Genomic DNA, 3,268 nt, shown 5'->3' on the forward strand with positions numbered 1-3,268 from the left:
CTTGTATTCGCGCACCATTTCAAAGGCCTCTTCGGCGATGGCGCGCATTTTTGTCACATCCTGATCCAATTTCAGGTTCAGAACCGGTCGAACATGCAGCGTGCCGACGGAAGCGTGGGCATACCATGTGCCTTCGGTTCCATACTTGTCGAAGATGCCTGTCAGCCTGTCGGTGTAATCTGCAAGGTCCTCCAGCCGTACGGCACAATCTTCGATGAACGACACCGGTTTGCCGTCAGACTTCATCGACATCATGATGTTGAGGCCCTGTTTTCGAACCTCCATGATCTGGTTCTGGAAAGCCGGCTCGATGGCATCAACCACACCGCCTTCCTTTTTTCCCGGATCGCCCCAGCGAAACCCTAGATCTGCCATCCGGTCATGGAGTTTTGCCAGTCTTCGGAGGTTCTCCTTCTGGTCATCTTCGGCAAACTCTACCATCAAAAGGGCAGCAGGATTTCCTTTCACAAACGCGTCGACGATTGGCCGGAACATTGGTATCTCCCGGCCCAGGTCGATCATATTGCGGTCCATCAGCTCTATGGCGGTCGGTCCGAGGTCGACAAGATGCCGAGTGTTGTCCATCGCTTCGAAGAATGTGGGGAAGTGGCAGATGCCTATGGTTTTGCTGCCAAGGACCGGGGCGAGCTTCAGCGTGAGCTGGCGTGTAATGGCGAGCGTACCTTCGGACCCGACAAGCAATTCCGCCAGATTGTTTGCCGGCCCACCCGGAATCAAGGCGTCGATATTGTATCCACCGACACGGCGCATCAGGTCCGGAAACCTGGCTCTAATTTCCTCGGCTTCGCGCGCACCGAAATCCAGAAGGTCCCGAGACAGTTGCCCTAGACCTTCCGGACGGTCGTTCCTTGCAAGATTGTCCGGGACATCGCCGAAACGGACCTTCAGTCCGTCAGGCAAAAGGGCGTCGATGGCTCTTACATTGTCGCGCATAATGCCATAGCGGAAGGAGCGCGCGCCGCAGGAATTGTTGGCTGCCATACCACCAAGTGTTGCCCGTGAAGCCGTGGACACATCGACCGGGAACCACAACCCTTTGTTCTTCAACGCAATGTTGAGTTGGTCGAGCACCAGCCCGGGTTCTACAATGGCAGTTTCGGTGTCTGCATGCACCTCGACGATCTGGTTCAGGTGTTTGGTGAAATCTATGACCACCGCCTCGTTGACGGTTTGTCCACTTTGTGATGTTCCACCTCCACGCGGAAGAACAGGAACCCCGGCGTTGCGGGCAACTTCAAGCGTGATTTCAACATCTTCAAACGTTTTCGGCACAACGGTGCCGAGGGGAAGCATCTGATAGATCGAAGCGTCGGTTGCGTAGCGTCCCCGGCTGAAACGGTCGAACAGAACGTCGCCTTCAATTTCCTTTTTCAGCTGGATTTCAAGATCGCTTTGGGCGGTCATCGACAATCAACTCTTGACTTGCATTTTGAATACAATATTCAATAAAACGAAAAAGTTCACCGATCAAGAGTGCGCTCGAACGAGGTCACGAGGAGAGCAAATATGACAGCTCCAGGACGGCATTTTCTTCAAATTCCCGGCCCGACCAACGTACCGGACCGCGTCCTGCGGGCGATGGATATGCCGACGATTGACCATCGAGGACCGGCTTTTGCTGATGTCGGAAAGCGCGCGTTGGATGGCATGCGTTCGATTTTCAAAACGGATGGGGCTGTCGTTATTTATCCCGGGTCCGGAACGGGAGCGTGGGAGGCGGCGCTCGTAAACACCTTGTCGCCGGGTGATCTGGTGCTGATGTACGAAACAGGTCATTTCGCGTCACTTTGGAAGAAGATGGCAGATCGATTAGGTCTTCGATCCGAGTTTTTGGCTGGTGATTGGCGATCTGGTGTCGATACGGATGTTATTGAGGAGCGGCTTCGCAGCGACAAAAACCATGAAATCAAAGCGATTTGCGTGGTTCACAACGAAACCTCAACCGGTTGCGTCAGTGCCATTGCGGATGTGCGCAAAACCCTGGACACGACCGGTCATCCGGCACTTTTGATGGTCGATACGATTTCCTCACTGGCATCGATCGACTACCGCCATGACGAATGGGGTGTCGATGTGACGATCTCAGGCTCTCAAAAAGGCCTGATGCTACCACCCGGGTTGTCTTTCAATGCCATTAGCGAGAAGGCGCTAGCGGCGTCAAAAACCTCCGGGATGCAAAAATCGTATTGGGCATGGGATGAGATGGCAGGGCCGAACGCAGCAGGTTATTTCCCTTATACACCTGCTACCAACATGCTTTATGGATTGGTTGAAGCGATCGCCATGCTGCATGACGAAGGCTTGGACAACGTTTTTGCGCGCCATGCCCGACATGGAGAAGCGGCGCGCAAGGCAGTTGCTGCCTGGGGACTTGAAACGGTCTGCAGCAAACCTTCGGATTATTCCGGCTCCTTGACGGCCGTGTTTGTGCCTGAGGGGCACAGTGCAGATGGTTTCCGCAAGACGACCTTGGATGCCTTCAACATGTCGCTCGGTAATGGCCTGTCCAAACTGGCAGACCGTGTCTTCCGCATAGGGCATTTGGGAGATTTCAACGACTTGATGCTGATGGGCACATTGTCTGGCGTGGAAATGGGACTGGAACTCTCCGGAATACCATACCGGCGGGGAGGGGCTCAGGCAGCGCTTGATAGTCTTGCGGGTTGTCAGCAAGCTCGATCAGGAGAGGCTGCTGCATAGCGATCCTTCCCAACTCCTTGATATGCTGTGGTGAATGACGAGCAGGACACAAGACGGAGGCACCATGCCGAACGAGATAACTCAGAAACTGGCACACGCCATTCTTGATGCTGCGTTTGAAAAGGCCGCTGAATTGGGCTTGAAACCTTTGACCGTTGCTGTTCTCGACGCCGGCGGACATCTGAAAGCCTTGTCCCGCCAGGATGGGACGAGCACACTTCGACCGGAGATCGCTCAGGGCAAGGCGAGGGGAGCCATTTCCATGGGGCTTGGGTCACGCGCTCTTTTCAAAAGAGCTCAGGAGCAGCCCTATTTCATTCAAGCGATGAACAATCTGTCTGGCGGTTCCTTGGTGCCGGTTCCCGGAGGCGTCCTTGTCCGCAGTCGCGACGGCACGCTCATTGGCGCGGTCGGTATCACAGGCGACAGCTCAGACAATGATGAGGCGTGCGCAGTCGCAGCTATTCAAGCGGTTGGTTTGACGGCGGATGGTGGTTGACGGGCGAAATCGCTGCCGTATCAAATATTGTGAAAACGTTAGCCGCCT

General features: G+C 54.8%; 3 protein-coding genes. 2 read left to right on the forward strand and 1 reads right to left on the reverse strand.

What is annotated here, in order from left to right; translation table 11 throughout:
• Nucleotides 1-1,425: FAD-binding oxidoreductase (locus tag K5905_RS30405; RefSeq protein ID WP_297591453.1), on the reverse strand; the 1,425-nt coding region annotated here is incomplete at its 3' end.
• Nucleotides 1,426-1,527: 102 nt separating this feature from the next.
• Between K5905_RS30405 and K5905_RS30410 the strand changes: the two genes are divergently transcribed.
• Together K5905_RS30410 and K5905_RS30415 are read left to right on the forward strand one after the other, a co-directional pair.
• Entirely contained in the window at nt 1,528-2,721 is a 1,194-nt protein-coding gene (locus K5905_RS30410) for an aminotransferase class V-fold PLP-dependent enzyme (protein WP_297591454.1), read from the forward strand.
• A gap of 64 nt (nt 2,722-2,785) precedes the next feature.
• A complete protein-coding gene (locus tag K5905_RS30415; protein ID WP_297591456.1) occupies nt 2,786-3,220 on the forward strand; it encodes a heme-binding protein in 435 nt (144 codons plus the stop codon).
• Nucleotides 3,221-3,268: the final 48 nt, after the last annotated feature.

Source organism: Roseibium sp. (assembly GCF_025698965.1).
Taxonomy (GTDB): Bacteria; Pseudomonadota; Alphaproteobacteria; order Rhizobiales; family Stappiaceae; genus Roseibium.

What these genes read in the sequence shown, in the direction of transcription:
- K5905_RS30415 (WP_297591456.1), top strand. Translation starts at nt 2,786, where the DNA reads ATGCCGAACGAGATAACTCAGAAACTGGCACACGCCATTCTTGATGCT.
- K5905_RS30410 (WP_297591454.1), top strand. Translation starts at nt 1,528, where the DNA reads ATGACAGCTCCAGGACGGCATTTTCTTCAAATTCCCGGCCCGACCAAC.